The 25,226-nt window shown below is 41.0% G+C and carries 23 protein-coding genes and 1 pseudogene; 7 read left to right on the plus strand and 17 right to left on the minus strand.

Going from position 1 to position 25,226, the window contains the following annotated elements; translation table 11 throughout:
* Window positions 1-143: 143 nt before the first annotated feature.
* From lacD to H626_RS11005, 10 genes are all read right to left on the minus strand, one after another.
* Complete coding sequence (lacD, locus tag H626_RS0108505) at window positions 144-1,145, minus strand: tagatose-bisphosphate aldolase (RefSeq protein ID WP_027108984.1); 1,002 nt, start codon at window positions 1,143-1,145, stop codon at window positions 144-146.
* Window positions 1,146-1,156: 11 nt separating this feature from the next.
* Window positions 1,157-2,092 carry a hexose kinase gene (locus H626_RS0108510; protein ID WP_027108985.1) on the minus strand — a complete coding sequence of 312 codons (936 nt, stop codon included), beginning with the start codon at window positions 2,090-2,092 and terminating at the stop codon, window positions 1,157-1,159.
* Window positions 2,093-2,102: 10 nt separating this feature from the next.
* Window positions 2,103-3,251 carry an N-acetylglucosamine-6-phosphate deacetylase gene (gene nagA / locus H626_RS0108515; protein ID WP_027108986.1) on the minus strand — a complete coding sequence of 383 codons (1,149 nt, stop codon included), beginning with the start codon at window positions 3,249-3,251 and terminating at the stop codon, window positions 2,103-2,105.
* A gap of 62 nt (window positions 3,252-3,313) precedes the next feature.
* On the minus strand, window positions 3,314-4,156 hold the full coding sequence (locus tag H626_RS0108520; RefSeq protein WP_027108987.1) for a PTS system mannose/fructose/sorbose family transporter subunit IID: 843 nt from the start codon (window positions 4,154-4,156) through the stop codon (window positions 3,314-3,316).
* Window positions 4,146-4,937 carry a PTS N-acetylgalactosamine transporter subunit IIC gene (gene agaW, locus H626_RS0108525; RefSeq protein ID WP_027108988.1) on the minus strand — a complete coding sequence of 264 codons (792 nt, stop codon included), beginning with the start codon at window positions 4,935-4,937 and terminating at the stop codon, window positions 4,146-4,148. The genes H626_RS0108520 and agaW overlap by 11 nt, the downstream gene beginning before the upstream one ends.
* A gap of 20 nt (window positions 4,938-4,957) precedes the next feature.
* Window positions 4,958-5,437 carry a PTS N-acetylgalactosamine transporter subunit IIB gene (gene agaV / locus H626_RS0108530; protein WP_027108989.1) on the minus strand — a complete coding sequence of 160 codons (480 nt, stop codon included), beginning with the start codon at window positions 5,435-5,437 and terminating at the stop codon, window positions 4,958-4,960.
* A 15-nt stretch (window positions 5,438-5,452) separates the two neighbouring features.
* Complete coding sequence (locus H626_RS0108535; protein WP_027108990.1) at window positions 5,453-6,619, minus strand: SIS domain-containing protein; 1,167 nt, start codon at window positions 6,617-6,619, stop codon at window positions 5,453-5,455.
* Window positions 6,620-6,629: 10 nt separating this feature from the next.
* On the minus strand, window positions 6,630-7,058 hold the full coding sequence (locus tag H626_RS0108540; RefSeq protein ID WP_027108991.1) for a PTS sugar transporter subunit IIA: 429 nt from the start codon (window positions 7,056-7,058) through the stop codon (window positions 6,630-6,632).
* A 257-nt stretch (window positions 7,059-7,315) separates the two neighbouring features.
* Window positions 7,316-8,035, minus strand: coding sequence for a GntR family transcriptional regulator (locus H626_RS0108550; protein ID WP_027108993.1), 720 nt, complete (start codon window positions 8,033-8,035; stop codon window positions 7,316-7,318).
* Between the two features lie 245 nt (window positions 8,036-8,280).
* Window positions 8,281-9,276, minus strand: coding sequence for a glycosyltransferase family 2 protein (locus H626_RS11005; RefSeq protein ID WP_051237922.1), 996 nt, complete (start codon window positions 9,274-9,276; stop codon window positions 8,281-8,283).
* A gap of 343 nt (window positions 9,277-9,619) precedes the next feature.
* Between H626_RS11005 and deoC the strand changes: the two genes are divergently transcribed.
* Together deoC and H626_RS0108565 are read left to right on the plus strand one after the other, a co-directional pair.
* Window positions 9,620-10,336, plus strand: a complete 717-nt coding sequence (gene deoC / locus H626_RS0108560; RefSeq protein WP_027108994.1) for a deoxyribose-phosphate aldolase — start codon at window positions 9,620-9,622, stop codon at window positions 10,334-10,336.
* 32 nt (window positions 10,337-10,368) lie between these two features.
* A complete protein-coding gene (locus tag H626_RS0108565; protein WP_035619080.1) occupies window positions 10,369-11,619 on the plus strand; it encodes an aspartate aminotransferase type Ic in 1,251 nt (416 codons plus the stop codon).
* Window positions 11,620-11,831: 212 nt separating this feature from the next.
* Here H626_RS0108565 and H626_RS0108570 read toward each other — a convergent pair whose 3' ends face one another.
* Window positions 11,832-12,575, minus strand: coding sequence for an N-acetylmannosamine-6-phosphate 2-epimerase (locus H626_RS0108570; protein WP_156883295.1), 744 nt, complete (start codon window positions 12,573-12,575; stop codon window positions 11,832-11,834).
* A gap of 1,385 nt (window positions 12,576-13,960) precedes the next feature.
* Between H626_RS0108570 and H626_RS0108575 the strand changes: the two genes are divergently transcribed.
* On the plus strand, window positions 13,961-15,133 hold the full coding sequence (locus H626_RS0108575; RefSeq protein WP_027108997.1) for a hypothetical protein: 1,173 nt from the start codon (window positions 13,961-13,963) through the stop codon (window positions 15,131-15,133).
* 153 nt (window positions 15,134-15,286) lie between these two features.
* On the opposite strand, the gene H626_RS0108580 is transcribed toward H626_RS0108575, so the two are convergent.
* The 4 genes from H626_RS0108580 to H626_RS0108595 form a co-directional block, all read right to left on the minus strand.
* Complete coding sequence (locus H626_RS0108580; protein WP_027108998.1) at window positions 15,287-16,039, minus strand: nucleotidyl transferase AbiEii/AbiGii toxin family protein; 753 nt, start codon at window positions 16,037-16,039, stop codon at window positions 15,287-15,289.
* Window positions 16,024-17,001 (minus strand): MarR family transcriptional regulator, encoded by a 978-nt coding sequence (locus tag H626_RS0108585; protein WP_027108999.1) that lies wholly within the window; start codon window positions 16,999-17,001, stop codon window positions 16,024-16,026. Before H626_RS0108585 ends, H626_RS0108580 begins: the two co-directional genes overlap by 16 nt.
* Before the next feature lie 762 nt (window positions 17,002-17,763).
* On the minus strand, window positions 17,764-18,525 hold the full coding sequence (locus H626_RS0108590) for an AIM24 family protein (RefSeq protein ID WP_027109000.1): 762 nt from the start codon (window positions 18,523-18,525) through the stop codon (window positions 17,764-17,766).
* A 122-nt stretch (window positions 18,526-18,647) separates the two neighbouring features.
* Window positions 18,648-20,141, minus strand: a complete 1,494-nt coding sequence (locus H626_RS0108595; protein ID WP_027109001.1) for a multicopper oxidase family protein — start codon at window positions 20,139-20,141, stop codon at window positions 18,648-18,650.
* A gap of 397 nt (window positions 20,142-20,538) precedes the next feature.
* Between H626_RS0108595 and H626_RS0108600 the strand changes: the two genes are divergently transcribed.
* Entirely contained in the window at window positions 20,539-21,789 is a 1,251-nt protein-coding gene (locus tag H626_RS0108600; RefSeq protein WP_027109002.1) for a PTS ascorbate transporter subunit IIC, read from the plus strand.
* Between the two features lie 291 nt (window positions 21,790-22,080).
* On the opposite strand, the gene H626_RS11495 is transcribed toward H626_RS0108600, so the two are convergent.
* Complete coding sequence (locus tag H626_RS11495; RefSeq protein WP_156883291.1) at window positions 22,081-22,689, minus strand: hypothetical protein; 609 nt, start codon at window positions 22,687-22,689, stop codon at window positions 22,081-22,083.
* A 698-nt stretch (window positions 22,690-23,387) separates the two neighbouring features.
* Here H626_RS11495 and H626_RS11500 point away from each other — a divergent pair.
* Together H626_RS11500 and H626_RS0108610 are read left to right on the plus strand one after the other, a co-directional pair.
* Window positions 23,388-23,549: a hypothetical protein gene (locus tag H626_RS11500; protein ID WP_156883293.1), complete on the plus strand. Its 162-nt coding sequence runs from the start codon at window positions 23,388-23,390 to the stop codon at window positions 23,547-23,549.
* A gap of 81 nt (window positions 23,550-23,630) precedes the next feature.
* Window positions 23,631-23,822: a hypothetical protein gene (locus H626_RS0108610; protein WP_027109003.1), complete on the plus strand. Its 192-nt coding sequence runs from the start codon at window positions 23,631-23,633 to the stop codon at window positions 23,820-23,822.
* Between the two features lie 634 nt (window positions 23,823-24,456).
* Here the strand turns inward: H626_RS0108610 and H626_RS11010 are convergent.
* Entirely contained in the window at window positions 24,457-24,711 is a 255-nt protein-coding gene (locus H626_RS11010) for a hypothetical protein (RefSeq protein ID WP_027109005.1), read from the minus strand.
* Window positions 24,712-25,035: 324 nt separating this feature from the next.
* Here H626_RS11010 and H626_RS11585 point away from each other — a divergent pair.
* A pseudogene (locus H626_RS11585) lies at window positions 25,036-25,226 on the plus strand (hypothetical protein); the annotation flags it as partial.

Genomic DNA, 25,226 nt, shown 5'->3' on the forward strand with positions numbered 1-25,226 from the left:
TTCTTTCTAAAATGAAACTATCGGCTACTTACCAACAAACTCCACTTCTTATTAACTGTTTCAAAGCAAAAAAAGGCACTCATACGTCAATTTGTATGCGTGCCTTTTCTGCTTTTCCATTAACGATCCACTTTTTTCCTAGTCTATTTTTCTTCTAATTTTATCTTGTCGAACCACGGTTGTGATGATGACATGACCACTTTATTCAAATCAGTGATGTTTTTAACGCCTTGATCTTGTAGCCATTCTCTTCCTTTTTCTTTCCCTTCAGCTGCATATGGTTTCACACTGTTTTTCCATGTCGCACGACCACATAAAACGCCATTGAATGTTGAGCCAGCCTCTTGTGCAAAGACTAAAGTATCTTGGAATAGTTGCGCGCTTACTCCTGCACTTAAGAAGATGAAAGGTAAGTCTGTAGCAGCACTTTGGTCTTTGAAATGTTTCATCGCTTCTGCTTTTGTATAGACAACAGCATCAGCTTCTGCGAAACCTTCTACATAGTTCATGTTTACAGGGACTTCGACTTTTAATACGTCCACATTGTAACGTGGTTTAGAAAATTCTTTCATTGCGTTCATGACTTTTCCAGGTTTGACTTTTGCAAATTCTTTCCCTTTATTGTCATCATTTGTTGCATCGTAAGTGAGGATTTCTAAGAAGAACGGAATATCTTCACCTAGACATTCTGAACCCACACGTTCCATGTATACGTGCTTGAATTCATTGATTTTTTTGTCTTCATCTGCATCGTAATAAAGCAAGAATTTGACCGCATCTACGCCTTGTTCTTTCAATCGTTTAGCTGACCATTCTTCGAGTAGATCTGGCAAGCGTCCTATTTCAGTAGCATCATAGCCTGTTTTTTCATAAGCTAAAAGTAATCCGGAATTTTTATCTCTTACCTTTGTAGCTGGTAGGCCGTATTCTGGATCTAATAGAATAGCAGTTGAATAAGGTGTCAATTCTGCAGAAATCAATTTTTTAAATTCCTTGATCCCCTCGTCTCCTAAATCTGTAGGAGTATCTTGAGCGATCATCTTTTTCAGCGAACCGCGTTGATCGATGGCCAGTGCAGAGATGATACCATTTTCATCAGATAGGCGTTGTAAAGCTTCGTATTTGTTTTTGCTAACGTATTTCATGTAATTCACTCCTACAATTTTTTTATTTGAATTTGTTTGACTATTGTTTCAAAGTTCTCTTTATTGATGTGTCCCGTTTTTTCTTCCATTGCATTCAATATCCCAGCTGTCATCGCTGTCTGTATGATTTCTTCCGGAGAATAATTCAACTCCACACCCATAGCAATACCCGCGACTGTAGAATCTCCCGATCCGACTGGGTTGACTGCTTGAACTTTTGGAATCGAAACGGCATAAAAATCTTTGCCCCATTTGACTATGGCTCCATCTTTCCCTTTTGACAATACTATACCCATGATCCCGTCAAAGTTCTTATGGCTTAAAGCTTTTACTTGATCGTCCGTCGTTGGCAGTGACTGCCCAACAATGCTTTCGATTTCTTCCAGATTGGGTTTGATGACATAAGGTTTTTCTTTATGCTTCAATACTTCCATTAAATAGTTTCCACTAGAATCTAAAATCACTTTGCAGTGTTCCCGATTGCATAGGGCAATTACTTTTGTGTAATAATCTACTGACAGTCCTTTAGGTAAACTGCCTGAAACAGTTACTGTTTTACTATTTTGCGTGAGCAACTGAGTTAAATGGGTCAAGAAATTTTCGCCTTCTTGTTCAGAGAGCGTTGGTCCCGCTTCTAAAATTTCTGTTTGTTTCCCATCGTCATGGATAATGGCGATACAGTTTCTCGACTCTTTTTCAATAGTTAAAAAACCATCTTCTACGTTATCTTTAACAATATTCTGTTTGATAAAATCTCCGATCGTTCCACCTAAAACACCAGTGGCTGTAACCGGTTGTTCCAACTGAGCTAATACACGGGCGACATTCAGCCCTTTACCACCAGCTGTTTTTGAATAATTAGTCACTCTGTTGACTCCATCTATTGTTAACTGGTCCAATTTATAAGAAATATCCACTGAAGGATTCATAGTAATCGTTACAATCATTCGTTCAACCCTACTCTCTTACATATCTGCGTACACCATTTACAAAAGTGGCTTGCAAATCTAATTCTTTATCCAAGACGATAAAATCAGCTGCTATACCTTTTTCAATATAGCCACAATCACTTAAGCCTATGGATTCACATGGAATTTGCGATGCCATTTTAATTGCTTCAGCTGGCGTTGCTATTCCCCAATCGACGACATTTTTCACAGCATCTTTTAGTTTCAATATACTTCCGGCAAGACTTCCTGTGTCGATTTTTGCCATACCGTCTTCTACGAACACTTCAAATTCGCCAAGCATATACTGTCCGTCTGGTTTCCCTCCGGCCATCATACAATCAGAGATCAGGATCGTTTCATCTCTGCCTCTTTGATTCATTAAAATATTTGCTGCTACAGGATGAACATGATTCCCATCGCAGATAATTTCAGCGTAGGCGTTTGGAACTGTCATAGCTGCTCCGACCGCTCCTGGTTCACGGTGATGTAGTCCATTCATTCCATTAAACGTATGCGTAAATATGGATGCGCCTGTCTTGACTGCTTCCGTAGCGATCTCATAGGTGGCATCCGTATGCGCGATGGCTACTTTGATCTGTTGACTCGCAGCGTATTCAATAAACGCTTTGGTGCCTTCGCGTTCTGGTGCAATGGCTATTTTTACGATAGTGTTTTGAGACAATTCTTGCCATTTCTTGAGTATGTCAATAGAAGGATCCATGAAATATCCAGGATTTTGTGCGCCTTTATGCTTTTCTGTAAAGAACGGTCCTTCAAGAAAAATACCTTTCGCTTTTGCTCCTTCAACCTCGTTGATATGCTCTCCAATTGTTTGAACGACTTCGTTTAATGATTCAATAGATGAAGTTAAGGTAGTCGGAAGAAAAGAAGTAACTCCACAAGATAATAGATCCACGGACATTTGTTTGAATCCATTCGCATTGTTGTCCATAATGTCGTTCCCATTGTATCCATGAATATGGGTATCAACCAATCCAGGGCCGATCCAATAACCAGTATAATCCAGTAATTGGTCATACTTTTCTGGTTCTCGTTCACAAAAAATATCGAATAGTCCATCTCTAATAATCAAATAGCCTGCTTCTGTCTCTCTATTTTTCAAAAAGAATTTATCTGCTTTAATGACTTGCTTCATTTATATTCACCCTTACTTTACATAAAGAAAAGGGCATAGTAGCATGCCCTTTCTCAAGTTGATTACATAACTCCGAGTATACTACCTGCTAAACCAAGTACGATTGTCATTCCAATCAAAGTTAGCGGTGATCTACCTTTTTTCAATAACCAGTAACACAACATTGTATACAATAATGGAAGTAGACCTGGCATTATTGCATCAATAACTTCTCCTTGAATATCAACAGGGATCTCACCGGCCTGTATCGTCCAATTCAGAGAAAGGTTGATATAGGAAGCGACCAAAGCTCCTACGACCATCATTCCGACAATAGAAGCAGCTCTTGATACTTTCTTCGTTCCTTCTTTTAGGACTGTGATCGCGCGCGTACCCATACCATATCCATAATGCATCAAGAAGAATCTCAAGAAGAAATGGACTAAGTTAAAGGCAACTAAGAATATGATCGGTCCAGCGACGTTTCCTTCTGCGGATAATGAAGCAGCGATCCCACCTGTTATAGGTAACAGTGTTAGCCAGAAAAGTGCATCTCCGATTCCGCCTAAAGGACCCATTAAAGCCACTTTGATCCCGCGAATCGTTTCCCGTTTTTCTTTATTTTCTTCCATCGCCAAAATGACACCTTGTACAAAGGTTATAAGGAATGGATGGGTATTAAAGAATTGCATATGATCTTGTAATGCGTTAGACAAGTCATGGTCATTTGTATGGATTTTTTTCAATCCTGGGATCAGACTGTATGTCCACCCACCACCTTGCATACGTTCATAGTTGAATGAGCTTTGGAGTAATAGAGATCTCCAGACCATTTTATTCAAATCTTTTTTAGTCAATACTTTCTCAGTTGAGGGATCTTGAATTTCGTTGCTGATGACTTCTTCGTTTTGGTTATTATATTCCATCGCTAAAATCCTCCTCATCATCGATTGTTGTTTGTGTATTGGTGACCGGTTCAGGTTTTACATTATCCTGAATGAAATAATCGTAAGCTGCTATTGCTACTCCGACAATTGCAATAGCCAAGATTGGTAAACCGGCATACGCAACAGCTACAAATCCAATAGCAAAGAACGGTGCGTAAACCCATTTGAACATAATATTAAGTAACATAGCGAACCCAATTGCTGGCATGATTCCACCTGCAACAGATAATCCGTTGATCAACCATTCAGGTAATAATGATACTATTTCTGCAGCTTGCTCTGCCCCAAAGAATATAGGTAAGAATGCAATGATGAAGAAAAATCCGAACAATAAAATCGGCTGGATATAGGTCAGATGATCTATTCCCTTAGTATTAGCATTTTTTGCGTGTACATCCATTTTATGCATTACAGGTGCGAATGCTGTAAAAATCAATGTGATACTTGCTTGAGCAGCAACTGCAAATGGAACAGCGATTCCTACTGCTACTGCAGGGTCTTGACCAGTAATAATTGCGAAAGCAGTTCCGATGACCCCGCCGATAACAACGTTAGGTGGTTGTGCGCCAGCTAGAGGCACCATACCTGCCCAAACTAATTCAAGCGTTGCTCCTGCCATTAATCCTAAAGTGAAATCTCCTAAAATAAGTCCGATAACTGGTCCTGTTACGATGGGTCTGTGAATATGTGTTAATCCGTTAAATTGATCAATTCCTGCTAAACCGGCCCAAAGACCAATTAATAAAGCTTGAACAAACATATTATTCATCCTCTCTCAGATCAAATTTTTGACATCAAGTCAAATCCTCTGTCACTCGGTACACCTTTTACTTCTAACTCGACACCTAAACTATCCAATTTCTTGAATGTTTCAATGTCTTGTGCATCTACAGAAACGGTGGAAGAAATCTGCTTCTTCCCTTCTGAAAAATGTAGATTCCCAACATTTATTTTCTTGATCGGCACTCCTCCTTCCACAAGTTTTAGTGCATCCTGAGGTGTGCGTACAACCAGTAGGATCTTTTGACGGGGAGCTGCTTTATCAATGATCCGGATAACCTTGTCTAAAGTAAAGAATCTACTTTGTGCTGACTCAGGTAAGACCATCTCCATCAAATTTTGTTGTACTTCATCTTCAGCAACCTCATCATTAGCCACTATAACTAAATTGGCTCCCAGCGTATTTGTCCACGTCATACCTACTTGTCCGTGTACTAGACGATTGTCGATACGTGTCAATAAAATGTTCGGTGTTCCCATAAAAATCTCCTCCTCTTATTTTGTATAAGGGTGAATAACTACACCTTTGACTACTCGGTTGACCGTTCCCGTAGGGGATGGGTTATCCGGTTTGTTTCCAATTGTTACAGAAGTTAACAAAGCGATCGTTTGCGCAAAAATGATATACGCAATTCCTAAATAGGCATCCGGAATCGATCGATCCCCACCCAATGAAAATGTATTTCCTTTAAATTTGGGATCCTCTTTCCAGTCGATAGACCAAATAGCTTTCGCCTGATCGTCTTCGTATACTTCGTTCAATAACCCTTCACCATATGAGCGTGTATAGTCATTGGTTGAACGGAAAACGAACAACGCTGTCTCTTCATTGACAATTGATTTAGGACCGTGTCTAAAACCAAGTGGTGAATCGTAAGCCGTTACAATTTGCCCCGCAGTCAGTTCCAACATTTTCAGCTGTGCTTCTTGCGCTAAACCTTCGAGACTTCCTGATCCAAGAAAAACTATGCGTTTGAAACCAGTGTCAACAATTTTTTGCACTTCATCTTCTCTTGAAACTATCGACTCAGCCATTTTTCTTACTGTATCCACGATCTGTTCTTTGGCTTCTAGATTTTTTGAATCGAATACGAGCAGAGTAGCCAGTGTCATACTTGTAAAAGCCCCCGTCATTGCAAATCCTTTATCGTTTGCTTTTTCTGGCATTAACAAAAGGAAATTAGTTGGATCTCCTTGTGAGTTTTTCGCTAATTTGCCTTCTGGAGAGCAAGTGATCGTCAATTGGTATAAATCATCGACCAACTGCGTAGCGAGATCGACAGATGCCACACTTTCCGGACTATTTCCGCTTCGGGCAAATGAAACAAGCAAGGTCGGCGTTTCTTTATTCAGGTGATGATAGGGATTTGCTACTAAACTGGTAGTTGGGATGCTTTCAAAATTCCAGCCCTGCAGCTGATTATTCTCTTTCAAGTAAGGCAATACCGTATTGCCTACATACGCAGAGGTTCCGGCTCCTGTGAAGATGACCTTTACTTCTTTGTGTTTGCTGGAAATTTTTTCAAGAAAATCAGTTAGCGATTCTTGATTCTTTTTATAAATAGCGATTGTTTCTTTCCAAATTTCAGGTTGTTGTTCAATTTCTTTGGTCGTATGAAATGCATCTTTATTTTTTAATTCTTCGTCTGTTAAGGCAAACATGTGAACCCTCCTATATTCCCTCATCTAAATTTTCAGATGGAGTATTTCTTCTTTTTGCTTCATATACGCTGATGCTTTGACTACCGACAGTGACTAAGTGCTCGATCAATTTTTTGCTTTCCTGATTTTTATTCATTACAGCTTCAATCAATAAAGGTAAGTTTGTTCCGGCGATGACTTCAATACTTCTATTTTTCATTTCTGTTTTCAATAGTACTGATTGATTGAAAGGAGTCCCTCCTGGTATGTCTGTTAATATAAGTACGTCTTCTGTGTCATTTTCTATGCACTTTTTCAACTCCGTATTTAAGTCAGTTGCACTCATACTTTCTGTAAAGTCGATTGCTGTTAGCTCGTTTTGTAAACCTGTTATTAATTTTATTGAGGATAATAAGCCACTGCCAAAATGGGCATGACCAGTAATTAGTAATTGAACCACATTTCCACTCCTTTTTTCAACTTGTTATAACCACCTGAGATTATTGTAAGCAATCCACACAAAAATGCCAACTGGTTATAACAAGTTTTTTTATTTTTTTTTTTCGCCTCTCTTTTTCTTGCGTATAAAAAAGCATCGCTCAACTTCAGTCCATGTCCCTTGGTTGTTGTCTCCGCACTTTTACACTGCGGGTATTTCAGCCACTTTATTGGATATGACGTCATAACCAGTTGGGGTGTTTAATAGACTGTAGACTCCTATGTGAGCTCTACAGTATATTTAAATTTGTTTCCGCTGATCACACTGATCGTGTATTCAATCAAATCGCCTTCATTATACGCATATCGTTTCAATAGCATTGCTGGTCGATCTGTTTTTAATTGTAAAAGCTTGGCTTCATTTGGACGTAAAGTTGTTACGGAGAACTGTTCAACTGCTCGCGATACACCTTTGTCATAATCCTCCATGAAAATAGAATACATCGGTTTTTCCTCAAGAGCTTCTTTTGTCAATCCCGGAAAATACTTCACGGGAACATAAGATGTTTCATAAATGAAGGGTTCATCATCCGCAAGACGCAACCGGATGATACGGTAGGCTTCCGTCTCCGGACTAACATTCAATTTGTGTGCAAGCCGTTGATCGATAGTTATGACTTCAAAAGAGAGAACGATTGTTTGAGGTTTTTTTCCTATTTTTTTCATCTCTTCAGTGAAACTATAAATTTTCACCAATTTTTGTTTGTAACTTTTTGGAGAAACAAAGGTTCCTTTTCCATGAAGTTTATAAATGTAGTCATCTCTTTCCAACTCTTGTAAAGCGTTACGGACTGTGATGCGGCTCAACCCATACATCTCGCACAGTTCTCTTTCTGATGGCAACTTCTCGTTTTCTACATAGTCTTTATTTTCGATTTTTTGAATCAATTCTTCCATTAATTGTAGATATAGAGGATGTTTATTCTTTTTATCAACCATATGCCGATCTCCTTTTATCCAGTAAATTATTTATACAGTTAACTTTATTTTTTATGTTCATGTTCATACTAGTATACTACACCTTTTTGATAGTTTTTGAAAATAAAGACATTTCTTTCATTTTCTTGCGCCTAGATGTGACTCACAGCACGGAACTGTTTCCAATTGGATAACGTTGTAGATCCTTCACACACGTTACGAGTGAAGGATCTTCTCTTTTTTATTTTTTTAATCCGGCTAGACCTTTACTCACTCTTTCTTATTTCTTCCTCTCTACGCTTCTTTTTCACTCTGTAAAACAGTTTATCCCCTGTATGCATGCTCTTACTGAAGAGAGAATACGGCAGGAATAGACACTCTTTTTTCACAAACGTCAGCGCGTACAAACTCACCAATTTAGTGTTTAAAGAAACCTGTCGTTTAGCATTCTCAATGATTTCTCTGCCTTGTTTGATCACCGTGTCATCCTGCATTTGTATTCCTACACGAATGAGGGTCCGACTGATAGTATGGCTCATCGTTTGAAATAATGCCGGGCTGATCGAAAGGGCCAGTGAGGAATACGTTTGATACATCTGCAGATGCCCTTCCACTACAGAACGATTGTTGGTGGTGATCCGCTCGCCTTCATGCTGACAAAAAATAACCAAGGGCTCTTTGACGAAATCAAATTGTGTCACCTGAGCTAGCCGTATATACAGATCCCAGTCTTGGCAGCTCGGCAAGGAAGAATCAAAGCCTCCGATTTCTCTTAACCACTTAGTTTTTATCATCACGGAGGATGTCGTATCGATACTGTTTTTCTTCATCAACTCCGCTAATATATCCCCTCTATACTTCGGTTGCGTGATGCTGATCACAGAACCCTCATCGGCTTTCTTGACACCCGTATAAACAGCCCCGATCGCGTCATTCTGTTCAAATATGTGCACTTGTTTTTCCAGTTTCGTCGGCAGCCATTTATCATCGGAATCCAAAAAAGCCACATACTCCCCTTGAGCTTTTTCGATCCCCGTATTCCGCGCCTCCCCAGCTCCCTTATTTTGAGTGTGCCGCATGTAAATCACTCGTGGATCATTTAGGCGGTTCAGGGCTTCTTGCGTACCATCCGTTGAACAGTCATCCACAACGATGATTTCAAACTGTCTGTACGTCTGATTGAAAAGGCTATCGATTGCTTTCAGTAACAAATCTTGTCGATTGTAAGTTGGAATAACGATGCTGACGACCACTTTCTCCATGTCTTCTCCCCCTCACTGTATATATGACCGCACAACCAAAACAATTCGCATAACAGTCTGTGAAGTCATCCCCGAAACTCTTTTGTTCATTCTAGCATAGCATTTTTATTGAAAAAAGTGCTCGGAAACGTTTTGCCATCAAGTGTTCAAACCGACTGTTGCCTCTCTTTTTCGCCTGCATCCCCCCATCTTTCCTCCTCTTCAATCCCTAAGCTTTTCATGCCGACTGTCTTTTGCAAGCCTCTCTCACAAAGCTATAAAAACATTCGTCCTTTTGTTCCTTTCTGTCCTCTTTTTGCAGTTGTCTTTGGTATACTAAAGAAAAACTAGAGGAGACTTTTTAATGACCCACACTAGCTACACACTAGATGACTGCATGCGCATGATCGACCACACAAATTTAAAACCCTTTGCCACCCACCAAGACATGGAGTTACTCTGCGACGAAGCCATTCGCTACCATTTCAAAATGGTGGCGATCAACCAGGTCCAGACAGCTTTTTGTTCCCAGCGGTTGAAAAAGACCGACATCCACACTGGCGCCGCCATTGCTTTTCCACTCGGTCAAACGACGATCGCAGCCAAAGTTTCAGAGACACTCGATGCCATCGAAAACGGTGCGGATGAGATCGATTATGTCGTCAACTTGACCGAAGTCAAAGAAGGCAACTGGCTGGGTGTAAAAAATGAAATGGAAAGCATTGTCGAGATCTGTCGAGAACACACTGTCTTATCCAAAGTCATTTTCGAAACCTGTTACCTTGAAATGGAAGAAATCCAAAAACTGGCCCTGATCGCCAAAGAGGTGAAACCCGATTTTATCAAGACATCCACAGGTTTTGGGACAGGCGGAGCCACTGTAGAAGCTGTCCGTCTGATGAAAGAAACAGTCGGGGACCAAGTGGCTGTCAAAGCTGCTGGAGGCATCCGCGACGCGGAAACATTCCTTGCCATGGTCCAAGCCGGAGCCACCCGCATCGGGACCAGTTCTGGAATCAAACTCTATACAGAACTCAAAGCGCTGATGAAAGAGAATAAATCCGAAACCATTGAATTGTAAACCGGCTCCCGCTAGATAGAAAGGAGTTTCACATGGATACCTTGAATGAACGAATCGCTCAGTTGGAAGAAATCGTCGCCCACTATGAATCGCTCGGATTGAATTTAAGCTTAACAAGAGGGCTGCCTTCTCCAGAACAGTTGCGTTTGTCTGCTCCGCTCCTCACCGCGCTCCCTGTAAGTGAACTGATCAGTGAGGACAATTTGGACGTGCGCAATTACGGCGGGCTTTCCGGCATCAAGGAGGCACGCGAGCTGTTCGGCTCATTGCTGCACACCACTCTAGAAGAAACATTCGTGGGCGGCAATTCCAGTTTGCAGCTGATGTATGCCGCGCTCAGCCATCACCTCTTTACAGCCAAAAACCCGTGGAACGAACAGGGACCCGTCAAGTTTTTGTGTCCGAGTCCGGGCTATGATCGCCACTGGGCCATGCTTGATTACTTGGGCATCGAAATGATCCCCGTCCCTTTGACTGGTCACGGACCCGATATGGACGTAGTGGAAAAGCTCGTCGCCGACGATCCTGCCATCAAAGGCATGTTTGTCGTTCCCAAGTATAATAATCCAACGGGAGAAAGTGTTTCCGATGCAGTCGTTGACCGACTCGCACAGATGCCTACCGCTGCCGCCGATTTTCTCCTGTTCTGGGACAACGCCTACACGGTCCACCATTTGACCGACGAAAAAACAGCAATCAAAGATATACTCCAAGCCTGCAAAGCCGCCGGCAACCCGAATCGCGTCATCCATTTTGTCTCCTCGTCGAAAATGACTTTCCCGGGAGCTGGCGTGGCCGCAATGGGTGCTGCTACTGAAAAAATTGCTGAAATGACTCACTACTTCAGCAAACAGATCATCAGCTTTGACAAAATCAATCAAAAACGGCATGTTATGTTCCTGAAAGACGACGAAACGATCGCAGCGCACATGGCCGAACACGCAGCTATTCTCGCACCGAAATTTGAGCTGATCCAGACGACCTTCACGCATTATTTTCAAGACGACCTCCAGTCTTATGTGAAATGGACGGCGCCAAAAGGAGGCTATTTCGTCCACTTGACTACTCAGCCAGGCTGCGCCACCGCCATTGTGGAACAAATGCACGAGCTCGGAGTCGCGCTGACCCCAGCCAATGCGGCGTACCCTTATGGAGACAATCCTCTGGACAATAGTATCCGCCTAGCCCCAACCTATATCTCACTGAAGGATCTGCAACTGGCACTCACTATCCTTTGCTCCATCATCGAACGCGTGACACTCGAAAAGCAGACCAGCCAGTAAACAGTTCCGTTTCACGTAACTTTCCCATCATCAAGCCCGGAGCTACCAGAATGCCCCCCATTCCGGTAGCTTTTTTTATATTGATGAAACCTTCTTGATCCCAACTCTTTCGGAACACTTCATCTTTGTTCCCTTTTATCCATGCTGTATTCAAAATAAAACAGAGGTCAACTGACTCAGCGTCAGTTGACCTCTGTCCTTTTTCCGCTAATCTATCCAAGAGCAGCTATAAACCGTTCGGCGATTTGCTGGGGCCTCGTGATGGCTCCACCGACAACGATTCCAACGACACCCAATCCTTGAATGTGTTTAGCTTGTTCCGGCGTATGGATTTTCCCCTCGGCGATCACCGGGACACCGGCTTGGACTAATTCTTCGATCAACACCACATCCGGTCCGTCTTTTTTCGACGTATAGTCTGTATATCCCGATAAAGTTGTTCCCACAAAATCGATTCCCATTTCATGAGCCTGGATGCCTTCCTCGAAGTTGCTGATATCCGCCATCAACAATTGATCCGGGTATTTTTCTTTCACTTGGTGGATAAATTTTTGCACGGAGAGTCCATCAAAACGCGGACGCAACGTGCAGTCCAACGCGATCACTTCGACACCCGTCGCCACTAATTCATCGACTTCTTTCATCGTTGCCGTGATGAACGGCTTCTGCGGTGGATAATCTCGCTTGATGATCCCGATGATCGGTAAATCGACGACTGCTTGAATTTCTTTGATATCGTGCACGGAGTTGGCACGGATCCCGACTGCTCCAGCATTCTTGGCCGCTAAGGCGAGTAAAGGCATGACGCCTCCCTCTTCTGTGTATAGCGGTTCACCCGGTAAAGCCTGACAAGACACGATCAAGCCACCCTTTACTTTATTTACAAACACTTCTTTTTCCACTGTCCCACTCCTCTCTATTCTCACTGCAAAGCAATCGCTTAGTGCATTTAGCATAGCATATCCGCAACTAATTTCAATAAAACAACAGATGCCGAAACCAGTTGGATCAGGACACTCAGTCAAGTCATTTCACAAAAGTGTCCACTACCCAGTCGAATCGGGACGCTCAGTGAGCCTTTCTCCCTGTAAAGACCAGAAGGAATGACTTGCGCGCCATTCAACTAGCAGAAGCTACCCAAATGTCGCAAAAGAAGTCGATTCGCGACATTCAAAACCAGGAAGCGCTCTGAGTGTCCACCACCGCCTCGAATCGAGACACTCATTGAAAAAACAACCCTCTCAATGTCGCGCAAACTACCCATTCCCGTCATTTATGCGACAACTAAAAGCTGAGTGTCCCGAAAGTAACTCGATCAGTACACTCAGCAAACCATTCTCTCTGTAAAGTCCAGAAGGAAGGATTTGCGCGATATTCAACGAGCAGAAGATACCTAAATGTCGAGAAAGAAGCTGAATCACGACACTGAAAACCGGGAAACGCGCCGAATGTCCAACACCACCTCGAATCGAGACATTCATTGAATAAACGCCTTCTCAGTGGCGCGCAAACTACCCATTCCCGTCACTTATGCCACAATTAAAAGCTGAGTGTCCCGAAAGTAACTCGATCAGGACACTCAGTGAGCCTTTCTCCCTGTAAAGACCAGAAGGAATGACTTGTGCGCCACTCAATCAGCAGAAGATACCTAAGTGTCGCAAATGAAGTCGAATCGCGACACTGAAAACCGGAATGCGCTCTGAATGTCCACCACCTGCTTGAATCGAGACATTCATTGAAGAAACACCATCTTAGTGGCGCGTAAACTATCCATTCCCGTCATTTATGCGACAACTAAAAGCTGAGTGTCCAGAAAGCAACTCAATCTGGACACTCAGCTTATGTTTTCTTAAAAAGTGTCTTCTACCACTTGGATTCGCGACACTCAGCGAGTCATTCTCCCTGTAAAGACCAGAAGGAGTGACTTATTCGCCATTCAACTAGCAGAAGCTACTAAAATGTTGCAAAAGAAGCTGTATCGCGACACTGAAAACCGGAATGCGCTCTGAATGTCCACCACTGCCTCGAATCGAGACACTCATTGAAAAAACACCATCTCAGTGGCGCGCAAACTATCCATTCCCGTCATTTATGCGACAACTAAAAGCTGAGTGTCCCGAAAGTAACTTGATCAGGACACTCAGCGAGCCATCCTCTCTGTAAAGACCGGAAGGATAGACTTGCACGACACTTGACTATCAGAAGGGACCTCAAGTGTCGTGATTGTATTGCGTGTTAGTGTTACACACTGATCGTATTGATCATCGTTTATCTGTTACATTTGATGTTGATTAACCTAAAGTTTTTTTTGTATACTAAATAAAAACAAGGAGTTAATATAATGGCAAATGATATGGAGCAATTTCACATGATGGTACAACAATTTCTCGAAGAACATGAGACTGAATTTGATTCGCCGAATGAGGCTATTGACTTCTTCACAAAGATGTATAACAAAGGAGATTTTGGCGGTCTAGAGACAAAAGAGTCAAAATCAATGAATAAAGTAGAAGAAGCTCAAGCCACGAATAGCCCCATGCGGCGGAAGAAGTTACTTGAAGAAGCTATAAAAATCTGGCCAGAAAACTGGGACGCGCAGGCCATACTCATTGATACTTCTTATCGAATCAGCTTCATAGAGCTGATTGAACAATATAAATCATTGGAAAAAAGAGCACACGAGGCTTGGTATAAACATACCGAAAAAGGCGGCTACCATTATGTCGAAGAACGTCCGTATTTGCGCTTAAAAGATAAACTTGCTTATTTATATATGAAAGCCGGTATGCTTGAGCATGCGTTAGAACATTTTTTGGAATTATATAGAATAGATGAGTCAGATGCTTTAGGAAGTCGCTATAACATTCTGACATTATATGTACGGAAATTTGACTGGAAAAAAGCCTGGCGATTTTTCAAAAGTGTAGAAAGCCGTGACAAAGACGATCGATTACTCTTTCTCATCATCATTCTTGCAGTATTGACTGATAGAACAGATTTGGCTAAAGGTTTACTTAAAAAACTCGTTATTGTGAATTCTCAAATCGAAGCAATTTTTAGTGATGACATGTGGCCAGTCGAAGATCTATATGATGCTGAGCTATTATTAGCCGATTATTATCGCCCCTTCTCATATCAAAGCTTGCTCATGACTTTAAGTGGCATCCTTCCTCTTGTTAGTGAGAATGAGTATCTGTTTGAATGGTTGAAGCGAGAAACAATGAAACTTATCCCAGAAAGTAAAAAGACCATCGCCCAAAAAAAAGCAATGTACGGAGAACTTGATCCGCATGAAGAGAAGAAATTGAGCGATTTTATTTATGCACTCAGAGAAGACGAATCGAATCCCTTACGTGGGATGAGAATCGATCGCGCTCGGATTCTTTACCACGCAGGACTGAGGACATATAAAGATTTTACGAAAAAAACAGAAAAACAAATTCTTGCACTTCAAGGTATCGGACCGAATACAATAAAGGAACTAAAAACAAACGGTGTGCAATTCAAAAAGTGACGTAGTTAAGGAAGTTACCGGAATGGATCCATTCTGGTAACTTCCTTATAATTTCTACTTAAATTTACACGATCAGCACAACATGTAGAACACTCTAAAGAATATATATTTACTTAAAAAATTGTTTTATTGTTAGCATCAGAACAATAAAGGCTAAAGAAAAATTTTTCTAAAAAGTCGCATTAACTCTTCAAAATTTGCACCTCTAATTCCTAAATTCTTTAAATCAGGTTTGTCATTATAAATTAATTCATTAAAATGCATAAGATCATTTGTAATTTCTTTTTGCTTATTGATTCTTTTCGATGGATCTACATTGACAAGCAATCTAAAAATATCATTTTTATGCTTTTTAATATTTTTAGAATCTATGCTCTCACCTTCCCGTTTTCTCTCACTTAAGTCTAGCCAAGCTTTGATTTTAAATAATATAATTGTTTCAATCTTTAATACAGAATAGCCTTCAACAATAGTTTTCCCTTCTAATAACAAATTGTAATAAGCGTCATCCAGTAAAATGGCTGACAAACTGACAATACTTTCCTCAACATGAATGGGTATCAGTCCGCTTTCAAACTTCAAATTAAAATTCACTGGTCGTTTACTAAATAATTCAATCATTTTTGGAAAAGATAAATGTTTTGGATTACTAAACCGATAAAATTGTTCTTTTCCTGTATTTCGCTCCCGATATTCATAACCGCCTTCCTCTATAAAATTCCAAAAATCCTTAATGAAATAAGAATCAAGAGCTTCCACTATCAACACTATATCTAAATCTTTCGTTGCACGAAAAGGTACACCCATTTCTGTCATAAGAATATCACTTGCGGTTCCACCTATAAGAACATATTGATCCGAATACTTGCTGAAGTATTCTTTAAACTTTTCTATTCCGTGTACCATGGCTCACCTTGCATAACCTCATCTAGGGCCTGCATAATCCTTTCATCTTTTTCTTCTTTCATTGAAGTAAATAAAGATAAAATATCTACGTATCTATCTTGCGATAATTGCTGAGGGTCGTACCCCCATATCTGAAGTTCTATAAACTGTTTATCTTTAATTTCATCATTGTTTTCAACAATATCTAGCTCTAGCTTCTCGAATAGATGCTGACCAATAGCTCTCACAGAATACCCGGGCGAATTTAACATAGACAATTCCGATAGGCTTTCAAGTCCTGCTACCATGCTTTTCTCGAAGTCTCTTTTTATGTGGACGATTTTTTTTACTGGTGACTGCAAATACTTTTCTCCTTGAAGAAAAAATTCCGGATCATTTATTCTATGATATTCTTTGCTTCGTCCAGTCTTTCCACCAATTTCAAACTGAACTAATCCAAGTGAATAAAGATCCTTCAATGCTCTAGAAGCAGTCATCTTAGTGAATCCACCCAGTTTTGCCAATGTGGTAACATTTACCCATTCATCTTTATGATATAACAAATATAAATACGCAAATTGAGTTGTAAAAGTAAATTTTTTAACTATGTTTTCACTGTTTTCTGGAACTTTCTTTAAATCGAGGCCAAGAAAAGGTAAAAACATCTGTCCATTTTTTATGATAAAGGGGATTCTTTTTGAAATCAGATTTTTTCTTTTGTATCTAGATATAGTTTTAATATAGAGAACAACTTTTTGGTCTGTTAACTTTTCTATTCTTTCAATATGTTTAACAAGTGAATCACTTTCGGGAATTCCCGAAATAATTTCCAATAAAATTACGTCTTTATCTAAAATATGCAGCATATAAAAATGATAAACTCCTTTAAAATAGAAAGGAATTATATCATTTTGTTGAAAAGCATCAATTCTTACTTCATCATCTAAATTTTTCTTCAAATAAGTATCTAATGTACTAAGCATAGACAGACCTCCTAATGTAACATTTATTTATTTTAATATAACATATATCTGTTATATTGCAATTGATAAATGTTACATTAAAGAAAAAGATATGTAGGTAAAATTATTGTTGTTATTTCGCTTCATCTTGCCATCCATACTTACCACTATAAGTCTCATGTCGTTATCTTTCTTCATCTTATACCACCAACCCTATTAGCTCAATGCACTCTCCTCAATCTTTCATTCAATAAGTAAGGATTCGCGCGCCATTCAACGAGTAGAAGATACTGAAATGTCGCAAAAGAAGTCAAATCGCGACACTGAAAACCGGGAAGCGCGCCGAATGTCCAACACCGCCTCGAATCGAGACAGTCAACGAAGAAACGCCATCTCAATGTCGCGCAAACTACCCATTCGCGTCACTTATGCCACAATAAAAAGCTGAGTGTCCAGAAAGTTACTCATTCGGGACACTCAGCAAGCCATCCTCTCTGTAAAGACCGGAAGGAATGACTTGCGCGCCACTCAACGAGCAGAAGATACGGAAATGTCGCAAAAGAAGCTGTATCGCGACATTGAAAACCGGAATGCGCTCTGAATGTCCACCACTGCCTCGAATCGAGACACTCATTGAAGAAACGCCATCTCAGTGGCGCGCAAACTATCCATTCGCATCACTTATGCCACAATAAAAAGCTGAGTGTCCCGAAAGCAACTCGATCTGGACACTCAGCTCTTCATTCTCCTTGTAAAAATCAAATCGACTCAAATCCCACCTCTTTACCGAAGAACGGGAGCCATCAATACTTTTCCTGTTCCGCGATAGACATTGACCAAACCTTCTCCTGAAGCAGCTGAACCGATAAGAGATTTACCCGATCTTTCTACCGTAAAGTTTAGACTGCCCGACCAGGCAATGGCCATGTTTCCATCTATTTTTAATTCGTCATCCTCTAATTCGATTTCGATCAATTCTTCTTTGGGCACATAAGATTCCAGTGCCACGACGCCACCGCCACTGAGGCCCAGGTTAAAGAAACCTTCCCCACCCATTACCGATGAGGAGATATTCGATCTCATCACCGCTTTGTGTTTCAATTCTGAATCACACGCTAAAAATAACCCATCTTCAATGATCATCGAACCGTCCCAATCATCTACATCAATAAGTAAAATATGCTTATAGGTCGGCTCTAATACTAACGTGCCATTCCCTGTATATTCCGGTTTGATTGCAGATTCGTTGGTTACCTTGCCTCTAATCGTTTTGCCAAAGAAATCGCCAACGCCTTTGAGTCCTGTGGTCGCTTTGACATCTCCGACCATCCATTGCATCGCTCCAGCTTGAACAGTTATATTCGACAGACTGACATCACAGACCACCTGTCTTTTTCTGACATTCATTTGCGCAGCATAATAGGCCCCCTGAGCAGAAGCGTGATCGACACTTAAATCTTTCTGATACTCTACCACCTTGAACGCACCTAATTCTTTCAAAACTTTCACATCATCGTTGCCTTCAAAATTCTTTATTTTATACATGTATATTTCCTCCTTTTTTTATCCTTCTTAACTAGTATACTACCACAATTTCAGTGTATATTTATGTGTAAAAAAACAGACTGAGCTAATAAACTCAGTCCGCTACTTTTTTATTCTATCATTCACTCCACCACTTCAAATTGTCCCATCATACCAGCATCTTCGTGCTCCAATATATGACAATGATACATAAACAGTCCGGAATGATTGAACTGAGCGATCACGCGGACGGTTTCGCCGGGTTGGACGATAAAGGAATCCTTCCAGCCTTGTTCGTTCGCTGGCGGTGCATTCCCGTCACGGTCTAAGATCTGAAACTGCGTGCCGTGAATGTGAAAAGGATGGATCGTTCCCCCCATCATGCCCATACCGCTCTCATTAGACACTTCCCAAATTTCGGTAGCACCCAACTCCACCACTTCATCGATCCGGTCCATGTCGAATTGCTTGCCGTTGATATTGACGTTCGGTCCCATACCTTGCAGGACAAACTCGCGGGTCTGTTCGACTTCCGCTACAGGTGTCTCTTCGATTTCGACCAACGTCTCCGGTACTTCAAAGTCGTTTTCCTTCGAGCCGTCTACCCGAAATTCCATGAATGTAGCATTGGAAGTCTCCAGCGTCACGGTCTCTCCGTCTTCCATTTCGGAAAAATCGATCAGGATCTCCGCCCGCTCAGATGGTCCCAGTATCAGCTGGTCCATTTCCACCGGCTCTTCTAGAAAGCCACCGTCACTGGCGATTTGATGAAACGCTTCTCCATTGCTCAATTGCAGATCGAACACGCTCGCATTCGAACCATTCAACACGCGAAACCGCATCAGACCTTTTTCGACCGTCAAATAAGGATCGATCGTCCCATTCACCAACGTCGTTTCGCCTTGCACCCCGAACATCACGTCCGGCATCGACAACACGTATTCAAAAGTCCCGTCCGCTTTAAAATTCTTATCCTGCAACACCAGCGGGATATCATTTTCTCCATAGGCTTTAGGAAGGTCTAGACTTTGGGAGAATTCATCTTCAATGATGAACAATCCGGCTAGTCCTTTATAGACCTGGTAGCCTGTCCGTTCTTCCGGGTGGGGATGGTACCACAAGGTCGTTGCCGGCTGATCGATCGTAAACTGCGGCGACCATGTCTCCCCGGGCTGGATGCCTCCATGAGGCCCGCCGTCATCTTCCCCGTCGACTTTGAGTCCATGCCAATGCATCGTCGTCACTTCTCCGTCAAGCTGATTCTTGACATTGGCTGTCACTTCTTGTCCGCGCTCCACACGAATGGTCGGCCCCAAATAATCGCCATTGTAGCCCATCGTATCGGTCTCCGCTCCCGAAATAAATTCCTTCGTGCCCTCATCGGCCACAATGTCCCACTCCGTTTTATCCGGATCCGGATCGGTATCTTCCATTAAAGGAGGGATCGGTAACGCTTCCTCGTTCCCTTCTTGTACGGGTCCTTCTTCTGGCGTACTTACTTCACCTGGAGGAGCTTGTTGGCGCATCGGTGAATCGCCGCCATTAAAGAACGACCGATTGCCTAGTGGCCCCATGAAAAAGAACACCCCAAACAGTATCAATACTCCCAAAGCTATCCCGATCAGTATTTTTCTCATTTCACCACTCCTCTTCTATTTCGCCCCTACTATACCACGCGCAGAATGAAAGGAGAAAAGAAAAATCCTACGGAATATTCAACACTTCAAATCAAACATATGTATGTTACAATACACATCTCAATCTTCCGTTTGAGCAAAAACCGTTCACTTACTGACTAGAATGGAGAAACTAGACGAAAGTCTAGTTTCTTCTGCTTCACAGAAGACTCATAAGACAGAAATTGATATTTTGATAGGATTTCATACGGAATCTACAGAAGTAAGCAACCAATCTCACTAAACTTCTGTAGATAAACGCATCAGCGTTCTTCTGCCCTTGACTTGGAGTCCACTCCATGAGGTATACTTGAACTATCTGTACTATTTTTACTATTTCATTTGGAGGAGGAACACCATGTTTGACGTTTTTATCAACGATATCTTAAGTAATCCCGCTATTTTGATCGGGTTGTTCGTCCTCGCCGGCAATTTATTACTAAAATTTCCTGTAACGGATGTCCTGGCCAGTACGTTTAAAACCATCATCGGCTTCACCATGCTGAGCCTGGGGGCCGGTATTGCCGCCGGGACACTGGACAACTTTAGCGCCATGTTCACGGAAGCCTTTGGCGTGTCCGCTGTCGTCATGAACACGGATGCTTACGGCGCGCTCCTGAACGAACGCTTCCCGCTGGCGCCCATCATTTTCATTTCCGGCATGCTGCTGAACTTAGTAATCGCGAAATTCACCCGCTTCAAATACATTTACCTTTCCGGTCACTTGGCCTTGTATATGTCTGCGATGCTGGCCATGATCTTCCAGGATTTCCCGCCTGTCCTTGCCGTAGGGTTCAGTGCGCTGTTTCTCAGTGCCTACATGGCGCTTTCGCCCGCCCTGTTGCAACCGTACACGAAAGAGATCACCGGGACCGATAAATTTGCCGTCGCCAACTCCGGAAGTCTGAACTATTTCCTTGCAGCCAAACTGGGGCAAAAGTTTGGCAACAAAAAATATTCTACCGAAGAAATCAGTGTGCCCAGTTCCCTTGGTTTCTTGAAAGAACCCAGTGTCTCGATGTCCCTGACAATGTCTTCGCTTTTCATCCTGGTAAGCTTCTTTACTGGTTCAGCGTTCATTGAAACCGAACTCAGTGGCGGACAGAACTTTTTATTCTTCTCCTTCATGCAGGGGATCATTTTCGCAGCCGGCATTCAAGTGCTCATCACGGGTATCACTTTAGCTATCGGTGAAATCATCCCGGCCTTTAGAGGGATAGCCGAGAAACTGATCGACGGAGCGATTCCCGGTCTGGATGCGCCCGTGATGTTGAAATACGCACCCAACGCGATGATTTTAGGCTTTATCGTCAGTCTCGTTGCCGGTATCTTCGGGATGTTTTTATTGACCCTCTTCTCGCTTCCGATCATCATCCCGGGCATGTTGCAGTACTTCTTTGTCGGTGGGATTTCTGCTACCTACGGTAACAGTACTGGAGGCAGAAAAGGTGCCCTGCTGGGTGCGCTGGCTGTTGGGCTGATGATGAGTTTCTTGCCTTCTTTATTCGTATTGTTTGTCGGTAGCCCGTCGGATACGCTCGTCTTTGGTGATTCCGACTTCACCGTACTGGGAATGCTCGTAGACAGTTTTGCTAGTCTGTTTAACTGATCGATACTTGTGCATCACCCAACGGACCTTATCCTTTAAACAGCCAGAATATAAATCGCTAGCACTCTTCTTACTAAAGAAAACCAGCGCGCGCGTTTAGTTGAAACACGGACCAACAGAGAGCTATTTGATCAGTAGAATAAACAAAAGCCCGTCCAGATGTTGGACGGGCTTTTTTACTATGTAGTGAGTGAATGGAAGTCCTTCTCCATTCCACTAATATTCTTTCACTTTTTTCGACGATTCGTTTGCACAGGTAACGGTTATCTTCTAGCCTGTTCCAGTTAACTATTAAACGCGCTGACTCAGTTGTTGGTAGACAAGGCGAATAGGTCTGAGGTAAGGCCGACTGGAAAGCTTGAAATCGGCTGTTGCACGAATCAGTTCCGGATACTGTTGCAATTGCCCATCGTATACACAAGTTGGCTGGACGGCTTCGATGACGTCTCTGGGATGCATCAGGTTCGGGCAGTTGTGCGATGATAAGATTCCTGCAGACTGCAAGAGTGTCGCAACGAACTCCGAACAGAATAAATGATTCGACCGCTCCCACGAATACCGAAAATAAGCAGGCAATAAGCCCAACAAATTGTAATGCCAATCGTAAGACTCTGATTCAAAAGACCGCAGGAGCTTATGGATGGTCTGCCACTCTGCTTCCGTGACTGAGAGGGTGTGCACCCTTCCTTGCGACTGGCGATAAAACGGATGACTGAAGTTTTCTTTCGTGAAGCCAGCCATGAGCGGATTATTCGGTTGTTGTCGTCCAAAACTGTAAACATCGGATAACGACGAGTCCAAGGCAATGGATAAATGATTATATGGATACCGACTGAATTGCCGAATGGTTTGACTCAGTACCGTTTGATTGTTGGTTTCTATAAGATAGACGAATGGCATGTTGATTCCCTCTCGATAACAGTGATTTTTTTATTTTGATACGCCCTACGAACAGTCAGTTTCGAACGAGCATCCTCTTTTTTCGAAAGAAGTACCGCACCGACCAAGCTCAGCGAGCGTAAAGAAAAAGACAACAAGTTTATTCCCTTATTCCAGATTTCTTGATCAACTAATTCCTATATTTTTAACATCTACGAACACTCCAGAATTGGTTTAGTTCTTTGAAATTTGTTGGAGTTTATATACTTTTTAACTATACGATTCAATATGTCACTATCTTAGATTGTATAACACGCATCAACCATTTGTACAGTTCTTTTTTATGCAGGAGAATTAAACAGAAATATATTGTATTAGTCTATTGATATTTGATCAATAGACTTTAAAAATTTAATTGTCTCATATAACTATGTTCATACTTTATTGACAAGAAGGAAAGGATTCAATAGTTAACGATCATCTTCATATGCATATTTTATTCATGCTTGCATTAATATTTACTGTGAAAATATAAATGATTTAATAAAATATCACAGCTTGTTTAATCATTGATTTATTATAAAAAATAAATTGAAAACGCATCCAAAACAGATTATAATTACAGAGTATTATACGTCAGGAAAACATAACCATACATTCGAGGCCTCGATACTATTTTTTCATTTCGCATAATATAAAAAATCTGAAAGAGGTTATACATGGATACTATTTTGACAGAAGAGCGTTTTGTGGATAGAATAGCTTTACAGTTTGAAGAAGAAGGAATGCAGGTAGAAAGATGTTTAACCGAGGACGGATCAACTCTATTCACTATAGAGATTGATAGCCCTAGTCGCGGATCAATAAAACTTGAAGTTTAATGCGACAGCCTCGTCCCTAATTTAATCACTTACCGTTACAGAGTAAAAAACCAATTCACCAAAGAAGAATTAACGCATGACTTGTATTACCGTTTAAATGAAATGAATAAAGAAGTTCGAGCTTTCAAATTTATAGTAGACGGATTGGATTTAGTTATTCAAACCACAGATTCATTTAATGAATCTGAACTGTCTCCAATGGAGTTTTTCATGATGGACTATGATATGGTATTAGATCAATTCGGCATATATGATAGAGAGTACTTTGGATAAGATACTATTAGTTTAGATAGTTAGTACACTAATTTTTAGAAACAACTAAGAATGAAATATACCGATTAAATAATAACAATTCACAAACACCTTTTCCACAGCAGGAAATATGGAAAGAATGACAAAAAAATGAACCGTCACTCAATAAAAGAGTGGCGGTTCTTTCTGACTATATGTAGGGATTTCTGTAAAAGCAATCGTAAATACTCTCTTAATTTTATCTGATTTTCGGTTTATATACAGTTTGATTCTACTGCAGGATAAGACTGTTCAGTAAAATATACTAATTTTGCTGCTTTCAATGTAGCTTCTCCACTTGAAATATTTTTTAGTTCTTTTGAGAAGAAGATTTTTAATCTTTGTTTTACTTAATTCATTAACATATAAGGGATGAGGAAACCGTTCAATATTAGTTAATACATATTTAGACAGATTAGTGGAATACAACGATTCTATTTCTGGAAAAGTTTGTTGAAGAACAGCGTGAAGTTGCGTTCTTTGTTTTATCAAACTGGTATGAATTTCATTAAATAAAATAGACATCTCATGTATCTCTGAATAGATAGAGGTTTAATGAGTCTTTTGTTCACGATTAAAGCGATAGTGTGACTGTGCCAATTTATATGCATCAACTTTATCTGTTTTTTGCTACTAACGGATTTAGAATACAATAGTGTCTATCCTCTGTCTTTAGAAATGTCTCAATTTGGCGAGAATAAAAACCTGTAGCTTCATAAACCATTTCCATAGTTTCTTTATAAAGTTGGCTTTTTAAGTAATGAAATCCTTCTTGATTATGTGTAAACTCCCACTCTGAAACGCATATTTTATCCACATAGATAACAACATAGCTTTTTCCTATATTGACATCTAAAGCCATTACTCTCATATCCTGTTCCTCCTTTCTATTTAGTCTGAAGGTCTTCATTATGCCTAAACGATTCCACTTTCCTTTACAAGATCTCAAAGGATCGACATACTTCATACTGATTCAATTAAGGATAGTGAAATGGGCCAATTTGACATACAGACTCACAGTCTTTCTATATTGACGGCCTCCTCTTCACTTCTACTACACAAAAAAGGTTCTATAATAAATCGTGTTGGTGAGTTCTAATGAACTCGCTGGCACGTTTTTTTGTATATCAATAGAAAAAGGCCAGTAGATTCCCTTATAATTAAGTCGACGAAAACCAATCAAAGGAGAATCTACATGACCCACTCTCATATTATACGAAATTCGTTGAATATTAAAGACAAAAACATTATTTTTGATAGCGATGACTATCTTTGTCCAGAAGAAATGATCAGAGATACTAACTATATTGTTTACCAAGGAACCCTTACCTACAAGCCGAAGGCCTGTCATCACTGTGGATCTGTAAACCATGATTATGCAATCAC

This window comes from Lacticigenium naphthae DSM 19658 (genome assembly GCF_000425865.1).
Taxonomy (GTDB): domain Bacteria; phylum Bacillota; class Bacilli; order Lactobacillales; family Carnobacteriaceae_A; genus Lacticigenium; species Lacticigenium naphthae.